A 15060-nucleotide genomic window follows, 5' to 3' on the forward strand; every position below is an offset into this window, starting at 1 on the left:
GCCTCCGCCCCCGCCTCCGCCGGTGGTGGCACCGCCGACCACGCCGGAACCTGCAATCGATGCGCATTTGACGCTGACCAACGCACGCGCCGCGCAGGCATTGGGGTTCACCGGCGCGGGATATCGCATCGGCGTGATCGATACCGGCATCAATACCAATCATCCGGCCCTGCAGGGGCGGGTCAGCGACAGCTTCATCTATGTGGATCCGCGCACGAACAACGTCGCCGCTGGCGATGTGGTGGGCCACGGCACCGTCGTGGCGCAATTGGCGGCCGGGCGCGCAGTGGGCCAGTGGCCGGGCGGCATCGCCAGCGGCGCGGGCCTGGTGTCCGCCCGCATCATCAACGACGAAGCGCCGGACGATGATGGCAGCGGCGAAGGCAACCAGGTCGATGGTCCGCTTGGCCTGGCGCCGGTGCATGCCGATCTGGTCAATGCAGGCGTGCGCATCATGAACAACTCGTGGGGCGGGCTGTATTGGAACGACCCGGCCGTCACCAACCAGATCGCGCAGGAATACCGGCCGTTCGTCATCGGCAACGATGGGCTGGTGGTGTTCGCGTCGGGTAATGAATCCAGATCGCAACCGTCCGATACCGCCGCGCTGCCCAGCCAGGTGGGCCCGAACGGCACGCTGCCGGCCGCCGATCTGGAACGTGGCTGGTTGGTCGTCGGCGCACTGGATACCGCCAATCCCACGCAGCTGGCGTCGTATTCCAATGCCTGCGGCGTGGCGATGCGCTATTGCCTGGTGGCGCCGGGCACCTCGATGTTCCTCGACCCCGATGCCACCGCCAGCAATCTCCGTTATTTCTATGGCAGCGGCACCTCGTTTGCCGCACCGCTGGTGTCCGGTGCGGCTGCGCTGGTGTGGCAGGCGTTTCCGTACTTCAACAACGACCTGGTGCGGCAGACGCTATTGGGAACGGCGACCGATCTGGGCGCGGCCGGTGTCGACCCGACCTTCGGCTACGGCCTGCTCAATGTCGGCAAGGCGGTGCTGGGGCCGGCGCGCTTGGATTGGGGCACGGTGGATGTCACCGTCAACACCTTGCGTTCCACCTGGGCCAACGACATCAGTGGCACAGGTGGCCTGACCAAGCGCGGCACCGGCACGCTGGTGTTGAGCAGTGGGGCCAATACGTTCAACGGCGACACCCAGGTGCTGGAGGGCACCTTGCAGACGGCCAGCCTGCAGAGTGCGCGCGTGGGCATTGCCAATGGCGCGGCGTTGATCGGCGCGGGCAGGATCGGCGGACGCGTCGATAATGCCGGCACGTTGCAGGTCAACAGTGCGACGCTGTCGATCGCAGGCAACTACACCCAGGCCAGCGACGGTCGCCTGGCGCTGAACGTGGGCGACCGGGTGAACGTGACCGGGACCGCGACGATTGCCGGCGATCTGCAGGTGCTCGGTCGCCGCGATTACGTGGTCGACAACACCACCTACACGCTGTTGCAGGCCAGCAGCGGGCTGCAGGGCACCTTCGATACGCTCAGCCGCGGCGCGGCCGTGACCTTTCTGGATGCCTCGCTGACCTACGACAGCAATACGGCCTACCTTGCCCTGCGCAGTTTGAATGCCACCGCCGTTGCCGCCACGCTGGGCATGACCGGCACGGCGGCGATGGATTCGGCAATCCGTGTCGAGCAGGCATTCCAGCAGGTGGATGCGCAGCAGCTGCAGGGCACTGGCGGCATCAGCAGCGGCTTTATCCGCGCCGCAGCAGCCTTGCAGCAGTCACCGGATGCCAGGGCTGCCGCCGATTCGCTGCGGAGTCTGTCCGGCCGTGCGCATGCCGAGTCGGCAGCGATGACCTTCGACACCATCGATCTGGGCAGGCGTGCGTTGGCCGCGCATTTCGATGGGGTATCGCAGCAGCCGCGCCTGCTGGGCGTCTGGCAGCGCGCGCTGGGCGGGCCGGGCGAGGGTGGGGTGACCACCGCGGGATTCGCCACTTCGGGCTGGATGATGGGCAACGACCTGCGCCTGGCGTCCGGCGCAGTCACCGGTTTTGCCTTCGGCGAAACGCGCTCCAACAGCCTGGGCGATCTGGACGGTGCACGCGGGCGCGACCGGCAGGTGCAGGGGCAGCTGTACTGGGGCACCACGCTGGGGGCGGCGTACACGCTGGGCCAGCTGGGTTTCGGCAACGTCAACCGGCAGATCGAGCGCAGCCTGCAACTGGGCGAAGAGCGCAGCAATGCCTTCAGCGACTACAGCGGCAGTTACCTCAGCGGCAACCTGGAAACCGGGTATCGCCTGGGCGGCGCGCGCGCCAGCCTGACGCCTTACCTGGGCGTGGATTACGTGCGCCTGCGCAGCGAAGGATTCCGTGAAAGCGGTGGCGACGGCTTCGGCTTGCGTGCCGATGCCAGCACGTCCTCGCGCACCCAGGTGCTGGCCGGTGTGCGTTCGGCCTATCGCTGGCGCGGCGTGCAGCTCGGCGGTTATGCCGAATGGCAGCAGGCGTTGAGCAGCGAAGGCCTGATGCTCGATGCCAGCTTCATCGGCGTGGATGCATGGGCGCCATTGCGCGGCATGCAGCCGGCGCGCTCGGGTGGGCTGTTCGGCATCACCGCGGCCGCGCCGTTGGGACAGCAGAGCCAGTTGCGCTTCGGCTATGACCAGCGGGTGGGCGAGCGCGGTGACGATCGCGCGCTGAGCCTGCGCTACAGCGCCGATTTCTGATCGGCGCGTTGCATGGGTGAGCGTTGGTGTGTGATCGGTGGTGCACCTGTCCAGGCAACGTGCCTGGGCAGGTGGATCACTCGCCGCGCAGCTTGTGCAGAAAACGCGGTGCGGTGCGGCCCAGCGGCAGTTTGAGCTTGCTGATGGCCTCGATCCGCGCCTCGGCAATCTGGTCGGCTGCCTGCTGCGGTGCGACGCCCAAGCGGGTGGACAGGTCGAACACCTTTTCCAGGTTGTGATAGATGCTGCGGATCAGGCGCATCGCGCGTTCGCGGTTGTAGCCGTCGATCTCCAGCGACACATTCATCACGCCGCCGGCATTGACCACGTAATCGGGCGCATACAGGATGCCGCGCTTGTGCAGTTCTTCGCCGATGGCGGCACTGGCAAGCTGGTTGTTGGCGGTGCCACAGATGATCTTGGCCTTCAGCCGCAGCAGTGTGTCTTCGTTGATCGCCCCTTCCAGCGCGCACGGTGCGAACACATCGGCCGGCACCTGGTAGATCTCCTCGATGCTCACCGCTTCGGCGCCGTATTCGGCCACCGCGCGGTCCACCAGCGCCGGATTCAGGTCGGCCACATAGAGTTTGGCGCCGCGTTCCTTGAGCAGTTTCACCAGCTCCATGCCGATATGGCCCAGGCCCTGGATCGCGATGCTGGCCTTGCCGACTTCCTCGTGGCCGAGCCTGCGATTGAGCGAGGCCATCAGTGCCTGCAACGCGCCATAGGCGGTGAACGGGGCCGGGTCGCCGGAGCCGCGGTGCACCTGGTGCACGCCGGTGACGTACTCGCTCTCCAGATAGATCTGTTCCATGTCGTTGACGTCGGTGCCGACGTCCTCGGAGGTGATGTAGCGTCCACCCAGGGTGTCGACAAAGCGGCCGAACGCGCGAAACAGCGCTTCGCTCTTGTCGCTTCTGGGGTCGCCGATGATCACCGCCTTGCCGCCGCCCACATTCAATCCGGCCAGCGCGTTCTTGTAGGTCATGGTGCGGCTGAGCCGCAGCGCATCGTTGAGCGCCGCCTCGCTATTGGGGTAGGGGCGCATGCGCACGCCACCCAGCGCAGGCCCGAGACGGGTGCTGTGCAAGGCGATGATCGCTTTCAGGCCGGCGTCGCGGTTGTGACAGAAGATCACCTGCTCGTGGCCGGTGGTGTCGAGGGTTTCGAAAAGCATCGAAGGCTCCGCGGGGGCTGCGTGATGTGCCTTCCCTGAGGCCGGGCCGGAACCCGTGCAATGGGAAACAAAAACGCGACGTCTGCAGACCCTGTCCGATCACGTCGCGCTGCAACATTTTAAACCACGTCGGCGGGGGCTGGTGTATGAATCTGTTCACCAATGCCGATAGCGCCGCTGCCGAAACCACAGGGTTCCCAGCCATTTCGTCCCTGCGCTGACCGGCAGGCCGGCGTGCAGCGAGTCGGGGTCGGGGCGGCCATCGGCGTGCAGATTGTCAAAGCACACCACCGACCCGGCACGTGGACGCACGCGCACGCCCGCGACCGGGAAGTGGGTGTCGCCACCTGCGTCGACGTCGTTGAGGTAGACGCAGGCGGTGCGCAGGCGATTGCCGGCAGTGGGGCGGTCGGCGGCGATCGTGCCGGGCGGCAGATAGTCGCGATGCGCACGATACTGCTCACCCGGCGCGTAGCACAGCACCGATAGCGCTTCGGCATGGGTCAACGGCAGCTGCGCGCAGGCCGCCACGCGCGCCTGCGCCGCACGCGCGGCAAAGTCTTCGAGGATCGGGTCCAGCGTGGCGCCGCGGCTGGTGCGGATCGGCGCGCGGCGTGTGCTGGCATCGTCGGGGTCGACCACCTCGGAGGCGCGCAGGTGCGGCCGCGCCAGCAACATCAGCAAGCGGCACTCGTCGGCAGACAGCACGCCGGAGATTTCTTCGATCATGGGCGCGTCATGGCGGCGCGTGGCGATGTGTCGGGCAGCGAAACCGATGCGCTGATCGTCGCCGCCCGGATCCGGTGGCGTGACCCGCACGGCAGGCGGCGCGGCAATGCCCAGCGGTTGCAATTGCCGCAGCAGCTGGGCCGCGGCGTCGGGCTGCGGCGGGACACCTTCGCCACGCAGCAGGCGCTCGGCCAGCAGCGCGGCCGCCACTGCATCGCCGGCTGCGGCCGCGCGCTCCAGCAAGGCGACGCAGCGGCGTTGCTGCGCGGGGTGATCGATCCGGCCATGCTGGATGGCCAGCGCGCGCAACGCAGGCGGATGGTCGGCAGCGGCTGCGGCCTGTAGGCGAGAGGTTGCCTGCGCGTCCAGCGTCACAGGGGTGTCGGTGACGGCCAGGGTCGCCAACAGATAGCGCGCTGCCGCCACATCCTGGCGTTCGGCCTGCTGCCAGTGGGTCAGCGCCTGGGCCACGTCCACCTCGCACCCGACACCGTAGGCCAGCATGCGGCCGGCTTCGATCTGCGCGCTGGCATCGCCTGCGGCCGCACTACGCGTGTACCAGTCCAGCGCCTGCTCGGCCTGCCCCATGCGCACCAATGCATGTGCCAACGCCGTCATTGCTGCAGGTTGCGCGGTCTGCGCGGCATCGGTGAGTTGCTGGAGGGACGGTGCCTGCATGGCCGCATTCTAGGAGAGGCCAGCCCCCCTGTCGTATCTGACCTCGGGCGGGCGCGGATGCCGCCCGAGGCCAGGTGGAGGGCAGCAGTGCCGGTGATCGGTGCAGATGGTGCTTGCCGGCCTGGCAACCGGCCGCCACGGACGGGTGGCGACCTCGCGGCGCTGCCTTCGCCTGCCGGTGCGCGATCAGGCGTCCGTGGACAGCGCCAGCTGGGTCAGATACAGGCGCAGGTCGAACTCCAGTTGGTGGTAGTCCGGGCGCATGTGGTTGCACAGCTGGTAGAAGGCCTTGTTGTGGTCGGCTTCTTTCAGGTGGGCCAGCTCGTGGGCGACGATCATCTGCAGGAACGGTTCGGGCGCGTCGCGGAAGACCGAGGCGATGCGGATCTCGCGGCTGGCCTTGAGGCGGCTGCCGTGGACGCGCGAGATCGCCGTGTGCGTGCCCAGTGCATGCTTCACCACCTGCAGATGGTTGTCGTAGAGCGCCTTGTGCACGGTGGGCGAGGAGCGCATGTAGCGCTCCTTCATGGCCTTGACGTAGTCGTACAACTGCCGGTCGCTGCGGATCGTGTGGCGATCCGGGTAGCGGCGTGCCAGCACCAGGGCGAGTTTGTCCTGCGCGATCAGCTCGCGTACCTGATCCAGCACGGCGGGCGGGTAACCGGCGAGGTAGCGAAGAGTGTCCATGCCAATCGATTGCTGCGAAGTGCGCATGATCGCCGATGCGGGTGCTGCTGGCGACGGTGCATGCACGAATGTGGCGTCGTGTGTCAGGCGTATTCACGAATGCGGCACATCCGGATGCGTAGCGTGCAGCGCATGTTTTGCGGCACGACCGCGCAAGCACACGACTGAACACGGCACCGTGCCGGATGAGGAGACAACAAACATGATCAAGTGGGCCATTATTTTCGCCATCATCGGACTGATTGCCGGTGCGCTCGGATTTGGCGGCATGGCAGGCGCTGCGATGGGGATTGCCAAGTTCCTGTTCTGGGCCGGCATCATCATCGCCATCGTGCTGTTCGTGCTCGGCATGACGATCGCCAAGAAGGTGACCTGACCCGCAGGGCGTGGCTGCGGCGTGCGCTTTGCAGGCCGGCCGCATCACCCGGAAAGCAGAAGGAGCGGCCACTGGCCGCTCCTTTTTTGTTCCTGCCATCTGCTGAACCGAGATAACGACAGCGAGGCCGCGAGCGAGGTCGAGCGCAGGGCGATCGCTGCCCGCGTGCGCAGATCAGACGCCGGTGTTCTCGGCAGTGGTATGCAGCGCAATATTGAGTTGATCGATGGTCACGATCCAGTCGGCATCGTCGAGGCGTTCTTCACGCAACAGCTGCGCCTGTGCCGGCGTCCAGAAGGGCGCCTCTTCCAGACGCATGTCGCCCGGCAGCGGCGAGTGTTCATCGATGAAGCCGCGAATGCTGACTTCGTCCGATGGCAGGCCCAACTGGGAAAATAGTTCGGAGAACGGGTGGACGGGTTGTTCCATTGCGACTTCCTCGAAGAGTGCGGATGAGCGGATGCTAAAGCACCTGGTTTGAGCGCACTGTGCACGTGTGGCTTGGATTTGCCCGTGCGCATGCCCATATTCCAATTCTGAGCAGACAAGCCGAGGCGATCATGGCGACCGGATGGGCAGGTGATGGGGCGGTGCAGGACCAGATCGATGCGACCGTCGAGGATGCGATCAAGCGCGCGCGGAGCCAGCTGCCTCAAGGCCCGAGCCTGACGCATTGCGAAGAATGCGATGCCCCCATTCCCGAGGCACGCCGCAAGGCGGTGCCGGGGGTGCATTTATGCGTGAACTGTCAGCAGGCGCACGACCAGGAGCAGGCCGCGCAAGGCGGCTACAACCGTCGTGGCAGCAAGGACAGCCAGCTGCGTTGATTGCCGTCTGGGCGTTCCAGCGCGGCCAACCGACGACTGGGCTAGGCGCAAAAGCGGGCGCGGCCGGTGCGCGTGACGGCCTGTGCCGCTGGTACGCCGCAGCGGCCGATGCGTCGACCGCACCTCTGAAAGCCGCCGGCCAGGTGTTATCGGGCACTGCTGGCGCCTACGCTCAGTTGGGGGTGAAGTGGCTGGTCTCGCGCCAGCGCCGCGTGGTGCGCTGGAAGAACAGGCTGTTGGGAACCTGCAGCACGCTACCGGCGTGGTCGCCCGTTTCTTCCAGGGTCGTGTAAATCACGTTGATGTCGATCACCCGGCCCTTCAGGCCGGGCTTGTCGCCGCCTTCCAGCAGTTCGATGTGGTCGTGCAGGCGGAACGGGCGCGTGGTGATGATCAGGAAGGTGCAGAAGATATTGGACAGCACGCTCCATGCCGCGAAGAACGCCACGGCACCGACCGCCGCGAATCCGGTGAACGCGGTCCACAAGGTGCCGCTGGAGACGCCCAGCACGTTCAGTACCGTCAGCACCGCGGTGACGGAGATGACGAAGCTGCCCACGCGACGGATGCCGATCATCATTTCCGCCGGCAGGCTGTAGCGCGTACACAGGCGGCGCAGCACTTGCCGCAGCAGTAACCGAACTAGCGCGGCAACGGTGAGGATCAGCACGATCTGGACCGTCAGCACTGCCACGGTCAGCCACTGCGGATTCCAGTGCGGCAGCAGGCTACGGATCATGGTGGGCAAAGCGTCGGACGCGGACATCGGATCGTGCAGGTTCACAGAGACCGCCCATTGTAACGGGGGCGTCATTGCGCAGCCGGTGCGCGGGGTGAACGCGCGCTCAGCGGTGGCGGCGGCGAGCTTGATTCAAGGGTGCTGCGATGGATTGCCGCATCTCAGCTGTACGTGGCCGGGGCGCTCGCTGCCATGCGCATTGATGGAGGCCAACACGGCGATACAGCAGCGACCGAAATTCATGATGACGCTGCAACCGGTCAACGCGTTGAACTGCGGCCATGCGCGGACAACGCGACAACGCGCCGCCACAGCTGCTCGGCGCGGCGCACCGGCAACCAGTGCGCTGGTGAGTTCAGCTCGACGCATGACAGCCGCGTCGACGGCAGGTGCAGCAGGCAGGCCTGCAGGCGCGCAGGCGTCAGCGTGAGCTGCACTGCATCCATCGGCAGCGGGGCCGAGCATTGGGTGGAGCACAGGCTCAGCAGTATTCCGAGAACATGCGGCATGGCGACGTCCGATCAGGGGGCCTGCGCCTGGAGCGGCCAACGGCCGTGCTCCCGGCAAACGATGCGGCGCAGGATTGCGCCATCGCAGGCTTGGATGCGGCGGCCGGCGAAAAGGTTTAGAACGGCAAAAAAAGGGAGCGAGCAGTCGTCAGGCGGATGCGGACGGCATGCTCGGAACCGGGGTGTACGAGTGGTCCATGTCGATTCCCAGCACCGGCCGCGCCCGCCGGGCGGCGGCGCAGTAGGCTTGTCCGCCGCTCCTGGAACCGTGCTCGAAAAAAAACCTGGGCGCGGTTTAAACCTTTGCGCTGCCCGGCGCATCGAAGTGGATATGCTCGACACCTCCATGCCCATCGATGCCTCAGCTTGTGACGGTCCGGCCGGACGCGACGACGCGGCGCTGGCGCGTGCCGCCGCAGGCGGCGATCGCACCGCCTACGAGGCCATCTATCGCCGTCATGCGCCGCGCCTGTACGCGGTGGTGTGGCGGCTATGCGGCGGCAATGCGGCGCGTGCCGACGATGTGCTGCAGGAGACCTTCATTGCCGCATGGAAGGCCTTGCCGCAGTTCCGCTTCCAGAGCGCGCTGGGCACCTGGCTGCATCGGCTGGCCGTCAATACGGCCCTGATGGAGCTGCGGGCGCGCTCGGTTGCGGGCGATCAGATGGTGGACGACGCCGATGGCGAGATCCTCGCCGCCATTCCAGGTGCCGCAACCTGCCAGGCCACCCAGATGGATCTGGAGCGCGCGCTGGAGACGCTGCCGCCGCGTGCACGCGCGGTACTGGTGTTGCACGACATCGAAGGCTGGAAACATCAGGAAATTGCCGACGAACTGCAGATGGCGGTCGGCAGTTCCAAGGCGCAACTGCATCGCGCGCGCGGCCTGCTGCGCGTGCGGCTGGGAGACATTGCATGAATCACGATCCGCTTGATCCGCACGCAACCGATGACGCTGCGTTGTCCGCGCGTCTGCGTGCGTTGCCGCAACAACGTCAGCCACCGGCACAGCTCTGGGAGCGCATCGCGCCCGCACTGACGCCGCATACCAACGTGGTTGCCCTGCAGCCGCGCCGCCAGCGTGCCTGGGCCTGGCCCGCGTTCGGTGTGGCGCTTGCTGCGGCGCTGGCCGTGGTGGCGATCGTGCCAGGGCTCGATCGCTCGACGCAGGCGCCAGCGCCAGCGTCGGCGCGCCCTGGCCTGGTGGCGCAGGCGCAGGCAATGGCCGGGCAGTACCAGCAGGCCATCGATGCAGTGCCTGTGCAGCAGGTGCCGGCCGATCTGCGCCCGGCGCTGGCCGAGCTGGACCAGAGTGCACAAGCCATCCACCACGCCATCGCGCAGAGTCCGCGCTCTGCATTCCTGTTGTCGCAGCTGCAACGCACCTATGCCAAGCGCCTGCAATTGACCCGTCTTGCCGCGCAGGGCGAGACGTCCTTTTTTCCAAGCTGAGGAGCATGCCCATGCGTTACGCCCATTTATCCATGTTGTTGCTACTTGCGTTTTGCGCACTGCCGGCGGCAGCGCAGACCACCGTGAAGCAGAGCCATCCGCTGACGCGCGGCGGGCGCGTGGAGCTGGACAACATCGCCGGGCAGATCCGCGTGCGCGGCTGGGACCGCGACGACGTGGCGCTGACCGGCACCCTGGGCGAAGGGCAGCGCCTGGAGGTGGATGAAAGCCCGGACCGGCTGCAGTTCGAGGTGATCTACCCGCGTAAAAACCGCAACAGCAGGGGTGCCCAACTGGAGCTGCGGGTTCCACGCGCGGCGCTGCTGGAGGTGGAGGCGGTGAGTGCCTCGGTGGATGTCGATCAGGTCGATCTGGCGCGGTTGCAGCTCAAGTCGGTCAGCGGCAACGTGGTCGCAGCCGGACGCGCCAGGGAAGCGCAACTGGAAACCGTCAGCGGCGCGCTGCGCAGCACGGTGGCCAGCGCAAGGCTGAGCCTGGGCACGGTCAGCGGGCAGATCGATGCGCCGGCCGGTGCCAGCGGGGTGGTGTCGGTCGAGTCCGTCTCCGGCCAGATCCGGGTCGGCGCGGGGCAGGTGTCGCAGCTGCGCGCCGAGAGCGTGTCCGGCGCGACGGCGCTGACGGTGACCGGTCTGGCGCCGGGCGGCAGCATCGCTGCAGAGAGCGTCAGTGGCACGATCAGTCTGGGCGTGCCGCGCAACGTGTCGGCAGCGCTGCAGGTGGAGGTGTTCAGCGGCGACATCCGTTCGGTGGCCGGGCAGGTGGAGCGGCCGGAGTACGGCCCGGGCAAGAGCCTGAGAACCCGGCTGGGGGCCGGCAATGGCGACATCAAACTCGAGTCGCATTCCGGCTCGGTGCGCATCGATTACGGCAACTGAGCGGCTGCACCAACTGTGGCCGGAAACGAACGTGCCACCTTGCGGTGGCACGTCGGTACAACGCTTCGGCTTGCGGGTGACGCTTAGGCGATCTTGTCGCCGTCGTTACGCGCGGGGCCGAAGTTGGTGGTGAGCACTTCGATCCGGCCGCCGGTCTTGCGGAACGCGGCGATGTCGGCAGCGATACGCTCACGACTGAGCGGCTGCGACTTGCCTTCGCTGCGAGCGATGCTGGGCTGGGATTTCTGCTTGGTCGCGGGACGTGCCATGTGGCCTCCTGTAGCGGGGAAGTGCGATGACACCGCGTGCGGCTAGGGTGGCGCGCGCGGAAGCGGTGTCGAGAGGTGCGGTCGCGTTCGGTGCGCAATCGCGGCGGCACGGCAAGCGTGCCTTGCTGACAAGCCGGCTAAGCGGTATGCAGCAACCGTGCATTGTAACGGATGGGCGCCCGCGTTGCCTTAACCGTCCGACGGACGGGCCTGGCGTGCTGCCGCCCAGGCCAGGCCCTGCACCACACCGAAGGACGGATCGCCCTGCACCAGGCGCGATTCCGGGAACACGGCAGCCACCGTGTCGCGGATATAGCCGGCACGCGACATGCCGCCGGTGAGGAACAGCGTGGCAGGCGGCGCGTCCAGGTCGGCACGGACCTGTGCAAGCAAGCCTTCCAGTTCGCCCAGGAAGCTGGACGCGGACGCAACCAGCGCGCTGGCCTGCACCTCCACCTCCAGCCCGCGTTCGATGAAGTCCAGCCCGGCCTGGTGCCGGTCGCGCTCGCTGAGCGCGATCTTGCAGGCTTCCACGCCGCGGTACAGGCGCGCGGTGTTGCCGGTGTCCTGCAGTGCCTGCAGGCGCTTGTCGAACGGGGCGGGGACGTCCTGGTACTTGTGCAGGCGGAATTCGCGCTGGCGGGTCATGTCCTGCACCATCGCCGCTTCCACGTAGTGGTGGGTGGGCACGCGGGTGATGCCGCGGCCGAATAGCGGCATGTAGGCGGCCAGACTGAGCGCCAGATCGATGTCGGTACCGCCGCGCGCGATGCCCCAGGCGCGGTGGACCTGCGGCGCGGCGCTGCCGCCGACGCTGGCATGGGCGATGTCGGTGGTGCCGCCGCCGATGTCCACCACCACGGTGTCGTGGCGGCTGTCGTGACTGACGTGGTAGTGCATCGCGGCCGCTGCAGGTTCTTCGAGGAAATCCACCTGGTCGAAACCGGCGGCGATCGCGGCGGTCTGCAGGATTTCCAGCGCCTGCGCGTTGCCGGCCTCGCCGATGGAACTGCGGAACTGCACCGGGCGGCCCAGCGTGGCGCTGCGGATATTGATGTCGAACTGGCGCGAGGCGGTGAGCCGGATGTGCTCCAGCACGTGCGTGGCGATGCCGGTGATGGTCTGGCGCGCGCGCGGATGCAGGTTGTAGCCCAGCATCGATTTGGGGCTCTGCACCAGGCTGCCTTCGCCTTCCAGGAAGTACGCATCCAGCGCGTCGTCGCCGTAGACCGCGTTCTGCAGCAGGGCGGCGGAGCTGCGCGGCTCGCGCACCTGCTCTTCCATCCACTGGCGGCGCACGATGCGGATCGCGTCGCGGCGCAGGCTCTCGGTGCTGGACGTGCGGCCGGCCGCGGCCGCGTCGCGACGGCCAGAGTCGATCAGCCGTTCGACCTCGTATTCCAGCGCCGGGGTCAGGCTGAAATCGTCCGGGTCGCGCATCGTGTCGGGGAAATACACCGTGGTGCGGAACTGCAGGGCCTCGCCGAAGCGCACCGGCACTACCTGGCCATCGACGATCGCCGCAGCGGCGGAATTGCTGGTACCGAAGTCGATGCCGAGTTTCATGCGGACGGGCCTGTGAGCGGGCCGCGCACTTTACTACTTCTGCCGCCGGCGACGCCCATCGCCCTGCGTTCGGACGTCGCAGCAAGCGACGTGCCGCATGCCCGCCGGCACGCGGCACGCAGGGTCAGGCAGCGACGCTGGCGACCTGGCCTTCGTTCAGTTCCTCGGTGGTGGCTTCGCGCACGTCGACGACTTCGACCGCAAAGTGCAGGGTCTGCCCGGCCAGCGGATGGTTGCCGTCGACGGTGACCTGTTCCGGGCCGACCTCGGTGACGGTGACCAGCACCGGGCCCTGCTGCGTGCGCGCCTCGAACTGCACGCCCGGCACGACCTCGACATCGGTCGGGAATGCCGCGCGCGGCACCTGCTGGATCAGCTGCGCGTGGCGCGGCCCGTAGCCTTGTTCGGGCACCACGTCGGCAGTGAGCGTCTCGCCGCTGCGCTTGCCGTCCAGCGCCTGTTCCAGGCCGGGCACGATGTTGCCGGCGCCGTGCAGATAGCTCAACGGCGTGTCTGGCGTCGAACGGTCCAGGACCTGGCCGCTGTCGTCGGAAAGGGTGTAATGAATGGTCGCAACGCGACCCTGGCTGATTTCCATCGGAAACCTCCATGCTGATGATCGAGTGGGATGCGTCGGCTGACTCACGACGCCAGGAGTTGGTGCCCGTCTACCGTAGGCAATCGCCCCGGGCGATGCAACCGCAGCCGCGGCGGCGGTTATGGCGAGGATCAGCTTGGTGGTGACGATGTCAGCTCTGCGATGCGGCCCATTCCTGGCGCTGCATCGGTGCTCGAATGTCAGCAGCGCCATGCGCATTACTGCGCAGCCGTTGGCCGCATCGCAGCGGATCGCATCGCGCGCAATCCACGGCCTGCAGTGCGCTATTCCTTCTCGGCACCCTGTTCCATCTGGGCACGCCGCGCGTGCCAGGTTTCCGGTGTCTGCGGCTTGATGAACAGCGCGGTGAGCTCGGGGTGCTGGCGCTTGGCGGCCGCTTCGATGCGCCCGACGCAGGCCTCGATCTGCGGGGTGGTGCGGCTGTCCTCGAACTCGGCGCTCAGGGCGGCGACCACCTGGTTCGGGCCCATCTGCATGGTCAATACGCCATTGGCGGCACGCACGTCCGGATCGCTGGCGGCAATGCGCAGCAGCGATTCGGTGACGTGCGCATGCGCGGGTTCGCCGATCAGCAGGCCCTTGGTTTCGCGCGCCAACAGGAATGCGGTGAAGGCCAGCACGCAGGCAATGCCGATCGAGGCGATGCCATCGAGCTCGGGCATGTCCAGCAATTGCGCGCCGGCCAGGCCCAGTACCGCCATGAACAAGCCGATCAAGGCGGCGCTGTCTTCCAGCAGCACGGTGAACGTGCTGGGGTCCTTGCTCTGCCGGAATGCCTGGAAATACCCCATGCGGCCCTTCTTGGCGCGGAATTCGCGCAGCGCCACCACCCAGGAAATGCCTTCGAACACGATCGACACGCCGAGCACGATGTAGGCGACCAGATGGCTCTTGGCGGGCTCGGGGTTGCGCAGATGCACGATGCCTTCGTACAGCGACACGCCTGCGCCCATCGCGAACACCAGCAGCGCAACGATGAAACTCCAGAAGTACAGCTCGCGCCCGTAACCGAACGGATGGGTCGGCGTCGGTGCCTGCGCTGCGCGGCGCAGGCCGTACAGCAGCAGGACTTCGTTGACGGTGTCCACCAGCGAGTGCACGCCTTCGCTGAGCATCGCCGAGCTGCCCGAAATCCCTGCGGCAATGAATTTTGCGACCGCGATGGCAAGGTTGCCGGCCAGCGCGACGTAGACCACCAGATGCGAGCCGGTCTTTTTTTCCGCGCCCGGTTCGCCAGCCGCGGGCTCGGTGGGTCCTGGCGCAGCGCCGGGGGCTTGGGGAACCGATGGGTTGGACACGCGCGACCTGCAGGGCATTCGACAAGCGCCGCACTATCGCGCTGGTGCCGTGCCGGAGACGTGATCGCGCGGCAGGGAGGCTACAATTCACACCCGTTTCAACTCTCAGGAATCGCATGTCTCCCGTTCCCGCCTGCCCGCAATGTGGCCTGGACAATACCTATGCCGATGGCGCGCTGTGGATTTGCGCAGACTGCGGCTTCGAGTGGAGCGTCGGCGAATCCGCCGCGACCACGACGGTGGTGCGCGACAGCAACGGCAACCTGCTGCAGGCCGGCGACACGGTGACCGTGATCAAGGACCTGAAGGTCAAGGGTTCGTCGATTCCGCTCAAGCAGGGCACGCTGATCCGCAATATCCGCCTGGTCGAAGACGATGCCGAGCACATCGAAGGCAATTCGGAAAAGATCAAGGGCTTGGTGCTGAAGACCTGTTTCCTGCGCAAGGCCTGAGGCTGTTGCGGCGGCGCCGCATGTAGCGTGTGTAGGAGCGCGCTAGCGCGCGATGGGGCGTCATCGCTAATGCTCCCTCGCGCGCAAGCGC

General features: G+C 67.0%; 17 protein-coding genes and 1 other RNA gene. 7 read left to right on the plus strand and 11 right to left on the minus strand.

The window, feature by feature from the left end; all coding sequences use genetic code 11:
• Positions 1–2695: S8 family serine peptidase (locus EO170_RS08205; RefSeq protein WP_164740971.1), on the plus strand; the 2695-nt coding region annotated here is incomplete at its 5' end.
• 76 nt (positions 2696–2771) lie between these two features.
• On the opposite strand, the gene EO170_RS08210 is transcribed toward EO170_RS08205, so the two are convergent.
• The 3 genes from EO170_RS08210 to EO170_RS08220 all read right to left on the minus strand — a co-directional run bounded on the left by EO170_RS08210 (position 2772) and on the right by EO170_RS08220 (position 5993).
• Positions 2772–3872, minus strand: a complete 1101-nt coding sequence (locus EO170_RS08210; RefSeq protein ID WP_126944009.1) for a Glu/Leu/Phe/Val dehydrogenase dimerization domain-containing protein — start codon at positions 3870–3872, stop codon at positions 2772–2774.
• A gap of 156 nt (positions 3873–4028) precedes the next feature.
• Positions 4029–5279 carry a 2OG-Fe(II) oxygenase gene (locus EO170_RS08215; protein ID WP_126944012.1) on the minus strand — a complete coding sequence of 417 codons (1251 nt, stop codon included), beginning with the start codon at positions 5277–5279 and terminating at the stop codon, positions 4029–4031.
• A 186-nt stretch (positions 5280–5465) separates the two neighbouring features.
• On the minus strand, positions 5466–5993 hold the full coding sequence (locus EO170_RS08220; RefSeq protein ID WP_104583449.1) for a M48 family metallopeptidase: 528 nt from the start codon (positions 5991–5993) through the stop codon (positions 5466–5468).
• Positions 5994–6168: 175 nt separating this feature from the next.
• Between EO170_RS08220 and EO170_RS08225 the strand changes: the two genes are divergently transcribed.
• A complete protein-coding gene (locus EO170_RS08225) occupies positions 6169–6342 on the plus strand; it encodes a DUF1328 domain-containing protein (protein WP_003489471.1) in 174 nt (57 codons plus the stop codon).
• 174 nt (positions 6343–6516) lie between these two features.
• On the opposite strand, the gene EO170_RS08230 is transcribed toward EO170_RS08225, so the two are convergent.
• Positions 6517–6771 (minus strand): DUF2789 domain-containing protein, encoded by a 255-nt coding sequence (locus EO170_RS08230; protein ID WP_115676431.1) that lies wholly within the window; start codon positions 6769–6771, stop codon positions 6517–6519.
• A gap of 131 nt (positions 6772–6902) precedes the next feature.
• Here EO170_RS08230 and EO170_RS08235 point away from each other — a divergent pair, with 131 nt between their 5' ends.
• Positions 6903–7169, plus strand: coding sequence for a DksA/TraR family C4-type zinc finger protein (locus EO170_RS08235; RefSeq protein ID WP_115676432.1), 267 nt, complete (start codon positions 6903–6905; stop codon positions 7167–7169).
• A 172-nt stretch (positions 7170–7341) separates the two neighbouring features.
• On the opposite strand, the gene EO170_RS08240 is transcribed toward EO170_RS08235, so the two are convergent.
• The 3 genes from EO170_RS08240 to EO170_RS08250 all read right to left on the minus strand — a co-directional run bounded on the left by EO170_RS08240 (position 7342) and on the right by EO170_RS08250 (position 8616).
• The gene (locus tag EO170_RS08240) at positions 7342–7935 is read right to left on the minus strand and encodes a mechanosensitive ion channel family protein (protein ID WP_164740972.1); all 594 of its coding nucleotides are present in this window, start codon (positions 7933–7935) and stop codon (positions 7342–7344) included.
• 233 nt (positions 7936–8168) lie between these two features.
• Entirely contained in the window at positions 8169–8417 is a 249-nt protein-coding gene (locus EO170_RS08245; protein ID WP_039520183.1) for a hypothetical protein, read from the minus strand.
• Positions 8418–8540: 123 nt separating this feature from the next.
• A non-coding RNA gene (locus EO170_RS08250) (sX9 sRNA) lies at positions 8541–8616 on the minus strand.
• Positions 8617–8748: 132 nt separating this feature from the next.
• Between EO170_RS08250 and EO170_RS08255 the strand changes: the two genes are divergently transcribed.
• Genes EO170_RS08255 through EO170_RS08265 form a run of 3 tightly spaced genes read left to right on the plus strand, consistent with a single transcriptional unit; the run spans position 8749 to position 10765 of the window.
• Positions 8749–9336, plus strand: coding sequence for a sigma-70 family RNA polymerase sigma factor (locus EO170_RS08255; protein ID WP_126944018.1), 588 nt, complete (start codon positions 8749–8751; stop codon positions 9334–9336).
• Positions 9333–9869, plus strand: coding sequence for a hypothetical protein (locus EO170_RS08260; protein WP_102256801.1), 537 nt, complete (start codon positions 9333–9335; stop codon positions 9867–9869). The genes EO170_RS08255 and EO170_RS08260 overlap by 4 nt, the downstream gene beginning before the upstream one ends.
• 11 nt (positions 9870–9880) lie before the next feature.
• Positions 9881–10765, plus strand: a complete 885-nt coding sequence (locus EO170_RS08265) for a DUF4097 family beta strand repeat-containing protein (protein WP_126944021.1) — start codon at positions 9881–9883, stop codon at positions 10763–10765.
• Between the two features lie 83 nt (positions 10766–10848).
• On the opposite strand, the gene EO170_RS08270 is transcribed toward EO170_RS08265, so the two are convergent.
• The 4 genes from EO170_RS08270 to EO170_RS08285 form a co-directional block, all read right to left on the minus strand.
• The gene (locus EO170_RS08270) at positions 10849–11034 is read right to left on the minus strand and encodes a hypothetical protein (RefSeq protein ID WP_010366034.1); all 186 of its coding nucleotides are present in this window, start codon (positions 11032–11034) and stop codon (positions 10849–10851) included.
• Between the two features lie 189 nt (positions 11035–11223).
• Positions 11224–12600: an Hsp70 family protein gene (locus tag EO170_RS08275; RefSeq protein WP_126944024.1), complete on the minus strand. Its 1377-nt coding sequence runs from the start codon at positions 12598–12600 to the stop codon at positions 11224–11226.
• 124 nt (positions 12601–12724) lie between these two features.
• Complete coding sequence (locus EO170_RS08280; protein WP_047130752.1) at positions 12725–13198, minus strand: peptidylprolyl isomerase; 474 nt, start codon at positions 13196–13198, stop codon at positions 12725–12727.
• 284 nt (positions 13199–13482) lie between these two features.
• Complete coding sequence (locus EO170_RS08285; RefSeq protein ID WP_080960782.1) at positions 13483–14535, minus strand: cation diffusion facilitator family transporter; 1053 nt, start codon at positions 14533–14535, stop codon at positions 13483–13485.
• Between the two features lie 98 nt (positions 14536–14633).
• On the opposite strand from EO170_RS08285, the gene EO170_RS08290 reads away from it, so the two are divergent.
• The gene (locus tag EO170_RS08290; RefSeq protein WP_126944027.1) at positions 14634–14969 is read left to right on the plus strand and encodes a zinc ribbon domain-containing protein YjdM; all 336 of its coding nucleotides are present in this window, start codon (positions 14634–14636) and stop codon (positions 14967–14969) included.
• Positions 14970–15060 lie beyond the last annotated feature (91 nt).

It is taken from the genome of Xanthomonas sp. BRIP62409, assembly GCF_003992965.1.
GTDB lineage: Bacteria > Pseudomonadota > Gammaproteobacteria > Xanthomonadales > Xanthomonadaceae > Xanthomonas > Xanthomonas euroxanthea.